5 protein-coding genes are annotated in these 6,213 nt (G+C 68.6%); all 5 read left to right on the top strand.

Annotated features, from left to right (window positions below):
* Positions 1–724 (top strand): glutamate ligase domain-containing protein (locus K789_RS0107550; RefSeq protein ID WP_024366231.1); only part of this gene is annotated, 724 nt, incomplete at its 5' end.
* 6 nt (positions 725–730) lie between these two features.
* Positions 731–2,236, top strand: coding sequence for a UDP-N-acetylmuramoyl-tripeptide--D-alanyl-D-alanine ligase (locus K789_RS0107545; RefSeq protein WP_024366230.1), 1,506 nt, complete (start codon positions 731–733; stop codon positions 2,234–2,236).
* On the top strand, positions 2,233–3,342 hold the full coding sequence (mraY, locus tag K789_RS0107540) for a phospho-N-acetylmuramoyl-pentapeptide-transferase (RefSeq protein ID WP_024366229.1): 1,110 nt from the start codon (positions 2,233–2,235) through the stop codon (positions 3,340–3,342). The genes K789_RS0107545 and mraY overlap by 4 nt, the downstream gene beginning before the upstream one ends.
* Positions 3,324–4,925 (top strand): UDP-N-acetylmuramoyl-L-alanine--D-glutamate ligase, encoded by a 1,602-nt coding sequence (gene murD, locus K789_RS0107535; protein WP_024366228.1) that lies wholly within the window; start codon positions 3,324–3,326, stop codon positions 4,923–4,925. Before mraY ends, murD begins: the two co-directional genes overlap by 19 nt.
* Before the next feature lie 2 nt (positions 4,926–4,927).
* On the top strand, positions 4,928–6,213 hold a 1,286-nt coding region (gene ftsW, locus K789_RS0107530; protein WP_024366227.1), incomplete at its 3' end, for a putative lipid II flippase FtsW.

Genomic DNA, 6,213 nt, shown 5'->3' with positions numbered 1-6,213 from the left:
CACGCCGGTCCCGCGCGGACTCGGCACCGATTTCACCCTGCGCCACCGCGACGGCACGGAGTTGCGCGTGCACACCGGGCTGCCCGGCAGCTTCAACGTCGCCAACGCCGCGCTGGCCACGGTCATGGTGCTCGCGGGCGGCCACGGTGCCGCCGCCGTCCAGGCCGCCCTCGACGCGGTCGACCCCTTCACGGTCGCTGTTCCAGGCCGCATGCAGCTCGTCTCAACCGCCCCCGCAGCGGTGGTCGACTTCGCCCACAACCCGGACGCCCTGGCCCGGGCCCTCGAAGCCGTCCGTTCCCCGGAGCCGGGAGCCCGTGTGATCGTCGTCTTTGGTGCCACCGGACAGCGGGACCAGGGCAAGCGGCCCGCCATGGGAGCCATCGCCGCGCGGCTCGCCGATACCGTCATCATCAGCGACGACGACCCGCACGACGAGGATGCCGCGGGGATCCGGGCCGACGTCATGGCCGGTGCCGTCGAGGCCAAGGAACGCGAGGGGCTGGAGTGCAGCATCCTCGAGGTCTTCCCCCGCGACGCCGCCATCCGGAAGGCCGTCGAACTCGCGGGCCCGGCCGACACCATCCTCGTCGCAGGGCGGGGCCACGAAATTTGGCAGGAGGTCAAGGGCGTCAACCTCGCCCTTGACGACAGGGTGGAGCTCCGCTCCGCCTTGACAGCGCGGGGATTCACCGTTCTCGAAGACCAGCGGATAGAGTCCTAAACCGAGATGATTGCATTTACCGCGGCGGAAATCGCCGACATAACCAAAGGCCGGCTGGCCGCCGAACCGGGCGTCACTCCCGGTTCGGTCGTAACCGACTCCCGCGAAGCCACCCCGGGTTCCCTCTACGTGGCCAAGCCGGGGGAGAGCGCCGACGGCCACGACTTCGTCGCCGCGGCCTTCGAACGCGGCGCCGTGCTGGCTCTCGTCGAGCATGATGTCACGGACGACGCCGGGCGCACCTACCCCGCCGTTGTGGTCCAGGACTCGGTCCTGGCGATGGGGGCCCTCGCCGCGGAGGCCGTCCGACGGATCCGCGCCAGCCGTGCCGCCAACGGCGAGCCGCTGACCGTGATTGGCATCACCGGCTCCGCCGGCAAGACCACCACCAAGGACCTGCTGGCCGGGATCCTCGGCGCGGAAGGCAAGACCGTCGCCCCGCAGGGTTCCTACAACGGCGAAGTCGGCGTCCCGCTGACGGTCTTCAAAGCCGGTCCCGACACCCGCTTCCTCGTCATCGAGATGGGTGCCACGGGCGTGGGCCACATCCGCTACCTCGCCGAGATGGTCCGCCCCGACATCGGCGTGGTTCTCGGCGTCGGCACGGCCCACGCCGGCGAATTCGGCGGCGTCGAGAACATCGCCCTTGCCAAGGGCGAGCTTGTCGAAGCCCTGCCGGCGGGCGGCACCGCCGTCCTCAACCTGGACGACGCCCGCGTCGCCGCCATGGCCGCCCGCACCCGGGCCACCGTGCTCGGCTACACCGCCCGGCCGGCCGGCGACGGGCTGACCGACGCAGTCGGAACAAAAGCAGCCGGTGCAGAGCGGGTCCGCGCCGAGGGCGTCGAGCTGAATGCCGGCGGCAGCCCCGAATTCGAACTGTTCCTGCCGGGCGGTGCCGCCGCGCACCACGTTGCGGCCCAGCTGATCGGCTCCCACCACACCGCCAACCTCCTGGCAGCGGCAGCAGCGGCCCATGCCGCCGGCGTCCCTGCCGTGCGGATCGCCGCCTCCCTCAGCTCCCAGACAGCCGCCAGCCGCTGGCGGATGGAACGCACCGAGCGGGCCGACGGCGTCACCGTCATCAACGATGCCTACAACGCCAACCCGGAGTCGATGCGCGCCGCGCTGCGGACCCTCGCCGACCTCGGACGGGGCCGCCGGACCTGGGCCGTGCTCGGAGCAATGCTGGAACTGGGCCCGGATTCGATCCGCGAACACATGGCCGTGGGCACGCAGGTGGTCCGGCTCAACATCTCCCGGCTCGTCGTCGTCGGACGCGAGGCACGTTCGCTCTACGTCTCCGCCGTCAACGAGGGGTCCTGGGGCAACGAGTGCGTCTTCGCCGAGACCGCGGAGGAAGCCTACGAACTGCTGCAGGCCGAGCTTGAGCCCGGTGACCTGGTGCTGTTCAAGTCTTCCAACAGCATCGGGCTGCGGCACCTGGGCGATCGGATAGCATTACCCCCAGACGCTGCCGGAACCGCCACTGAAGGGAGTGCGCTGCTGTGATTGCACTGCTGATGGGCGCCGGACTGGCCTTGTTGTTCGCCTTCCTGGGCACCCCGCTGTTTATCCGCTTCCTGGTCCGGAAGAGCTACGGGCAATTCATCCGGGATGACGGACCCACCTCGCACCACACGAAGCGCGGCACCCCCACCATGGGCGGCACCGTTGTCGTCCTTGCTGTGCTCGCGAGCTACGGCATCACCCACCTCGTCATGTGGCTGATCAACCCGGCGTCACCGGGCCCGTCCGCCTCGGCCCTGCTGCTGCTGTTCCTGATGGTCGGCATGGGTCTGGTCGGCTTCCTCGATGACTTCATCAAGATCTCCAAGCAGCGAAGCCTGGGCCTGAACGCCAAGGCCAAGCTGATCCTGCAGGCTGCCGTGGGCATCATCTTCGCGGTCCTGGCGCTGCAGTTCCCGGACGAGGGCGGCGCGACACCCGCGTCGTACCAGATCTCCCTGGTCCGCGATATCCCGTGGCTGAACCTGGCCTTCGCCGGCACCGTCGTCGGCGCCATCCTCTTCGTGCTGTGGTCGAACCTGATCATCACCGCCGCCACCAACGGCGTGAACCTCACGGACGGCCTCGACGGCCTCGCCGCCGGTGCGTCCATCATGGTCTTCGGCGCCTACACCCTGATGGGGATCTGGCAGAGCAACCAGGCCTGCGGGTCCCCGCGGCAGGCCGGCGCCGGCTGCTACAGCGTGCGGGACCCGCTGGACCTCGCCCTGCTCGCGGCCATCCTCAGCGCGGCCCTGGTCGGCTTCCTGTGGTGGAACACGTCACCGGCAAAGATCTTCATGGGGGACACCGGATCACTCGCCATCGGCGGTGCTGTCGCCGGCTTCGCCATCCTGTCCCGGACCGAACTGCTGCTCGCCTTCATCGGCGGCCTCTTCGTCCTGATCACCCTCTCGGTGATCATCCAGGTCGGCTACTTCAAGATCACCAAGGGCAAACGGTTCTTCAAAATGGCCCCGCTCCAGCACCACTTTGAACTCAAGGGCTGGGCCGAGGTCACCGTTGTCGTCCGGTTCTGGATTTTGTGCGGACTCTTTGTGGCCGCCGGCCTGGGCATCTTCTACGCCGAATGGGTGGTACTCCTGTGACTGGTCCGATTCCCGCACCCCTCACCACCTCACCCCGGCTCCAAAGCCTGGTCAGCTGGGACGCCGACTGGGCCGGACTGCGGGTGGTCGTCACCGGCATCGGGGTCTCCGGCTTCGCCGCCGCCGACACCCTGATCGAACTGGGCGCCCGCGTCGTCGTCGTGGACGCCGCCACCGGCCCCACGGCGCAGGCCCAGGCGGACACGCTGCGGATCGTCGGCGCGGCCGATGTCCTGCTGGGCGCGGACGCCGTGGAGACCGTTCCCAAAATTGACGGGGCAAAGCCTGACCTGGTCGTCACCTCCCCGGGCTGGCGGCCCGACCAGGCACTGCTCGCCGCCGCGGCCAGGGCCCACATCCCGGTGTGGGGCGACGTCGAACTCGCCTGGCGGCTGCGCGAACGCAAGGGCCGCAAGACCGCCGACTGGCTCACCATCACCGGCACCAACGGCAAGACCACCACCGTCGGGCTCACCGAAGCAATGCTCCAGGCGGCAGGGCTGAAGGCCATCGCCGTCGGCAACGTCGGCACCCCGATCCTGGACGCCCTGCGCGATCCGGTGGACTACGACGTCTTCGCCGTCGAACTTTCCAGCTTCCAGCTGCACTGGAGCGACTCCGTCTCGCCGGTGGCGAGCGTCTGCCTCAACGTCGCCGAGGACCACGTCGACTGGCACGGCTCCTACGCCTCCTACCTGGCGGACAAGGCCAAAGTCTACGAACACACCCAAAAGGCCTGCATCTACAACGCCGAGCAGATCGAAACCGAACGCATGGTGGAAAACGCCGACGTCGTCGAGGGCTGCCGGGCGGTGGCCTTCACCACCCTCACGCCGGCCGTGAGCATGCTCGGCGTCGTCGAAGGACTCCTCGTGGACCGCGCCTTCATCGCCGAGCGCAAGGACAGCGCCGCCGAACTCGCCTCGGTTTCGGACCTGGGCCCCGTGGCCCCGCGCCACATGGTGGCCAACGCCCTGGCCGCTGCAGCCCTGGTGCGGGCCTACGGCGTCGAGCCGGCCGCCGTCCGCAAGGGCCTGCTGAACTACCTGCCGGGGGACCACCGCATCCAGCTCGTCGCCCGCCACAACGGCGTCCTGTGGGTCAACGATTCCAAGGCCACCAACCCGCATGCCGCATCCGCGTCCCTGTCCGCGTTCGAGAACGTTGTGTGGATAGCGGGAGGGCTTTCCAAAGGGGTGAACTACGAGCCGCTCATCCAGGAGCACGCCCGCAGGCTCAAGGCCGTGGTCCTGATCGGGGCAGACTCCAGCGATCTCCACGCCGCGCTGCAGCGACACGCGCCGGATGTCCCCGTGATCGGCGCGGGGAAGGGCGAAACTGAAGACGTGCAGACTGCCGGGTCGGCCGCCGCCGTAGCAGGGCCCTCGCCGATTTTCGGTGAGACTGTGATGGCCCAGGCTGTCGCGTCGGCGGCGCAGCTCGCCGCCTCCGGTGACACTGTGCTCCTGGCCCCGGCGGCTGCATCCATGGATCAGTTCTCTTCCTACGCTCACCGTGGCGACGCCTTCATCGAAGCTGTCCGCGAGCTCGTGGAAGGGCAGGCTCAGACCAGCGAGGAGTAACAATGGTCAGCACGCCCACACGTACCCCCGCGGCCGGACCGGCCGCCCACAAGCAACCCGCCGCGAAGGCGCCGGCTACCCGGCTGCACCCCGGCCCGCTATCGGCCGGCCGGAGGATCCGGGGCTGGTACCAGGGTTTCTGGTCCGCCCTGGAAGGAACCGGAAAGTCCCGCAACGGCTCCACCTACTACCTGATCCTGGGATCCACCCTCGCGCTCACGGCGATCGGCATCCTGATGGTGCTGTCCGCATCCAGCGTCGAGGCCATCGCAGCAGGCGAATCGCCCTACACGGCCGCCCTCAAACAGGGCATGTTCGCCGGGATCGGCCTGTTCGGCATGTTCCTGCTCTCGCGGGTCAACGTCGTGTGGCTCAAGCGCGGCGCCTGGATCGCCATCATTGTGGCGTTCGTGCTGCTGGGGCTCGTGCTGCTCGTCGGCCGCAGCGCCCTCGGCAACCAGAACTGGATCGACGTCGGGCCCTTCACCTTCCAGCCCTCCGAGGCGGCAAAACTGGCGCTTGCCCTGTGGATGGCCACCGTGCTGGACCGCAAAGCCAAGCTGCTGTCCCAGACGAAGCATGTCCTCGTCCCTGTCGTGCTCCCGGGAGCCGCCGGAGTGATCGGGCTCATCCTCATGGGCAACGACCTCGGCACCGCCATGATCGTCATGATGATCACAGCGGCGGCCCTGTTCTTCGCCGGAGTGCGGCTCTACCTGTTCGGCATCGCCGGCGTCGTCATCGCCGCGGGCACCATCATCCTGGCCATCACCAGCCCCAACCGCGTGTGCCGCATCCTGTCCTGGACCGGGCAGACCTGCGCAGACGGCTCCGACCTGAACTACCAGTCCACCAACGGCCTGTACGGGCTCGCCTCGGGCGGCTGGTTCGGGGTGGGGCTGGGCCAAAGCCGGCAGAAGTACAGCTGGATCCCGGAAGCCCACAACGACTTCATCTTCGCCATCATCGGCGAGGAACTCGGACTCGTCGGAACCCTCGTGGTGCTGGTCCTCTTCGCCATTCTGGGCACCGCCATCTACCGCGTCGTGGTGGCCCAAAAGAACATGTTCCACCGTGTCCTGGCCGGCACCATCATGGTCTGGCTGCTCGGCCAGGCCACGGTCAACATGGCCGTGGTCACGGGACTGGCCCCCGTGGTGGGAATCCCGCTGCCGTTCATTTCCTACGGCGGCTCGGCGCTGCTCATGTCGCTGTGTGCGATCGGCGTCGTCTTGTCCCTGGCCCGGGCCCAGATGGCACCCGGACTCCAGCCGGACCGGCTGTTCAG

Origin of the sequence: Arthrobacter sp. TB 26, assembly GCF_000427315.1 — a bacterium.
GTDB lineage: Bacteria > Actinomycetota > Actinomycetes > Actinomycetales > Micrococcaceae > Arthrobacter.
Note: the sequence above shows the minus strand (reverse complement) of the source record. Positions and strands in the feature narration are given on the sequence as shown.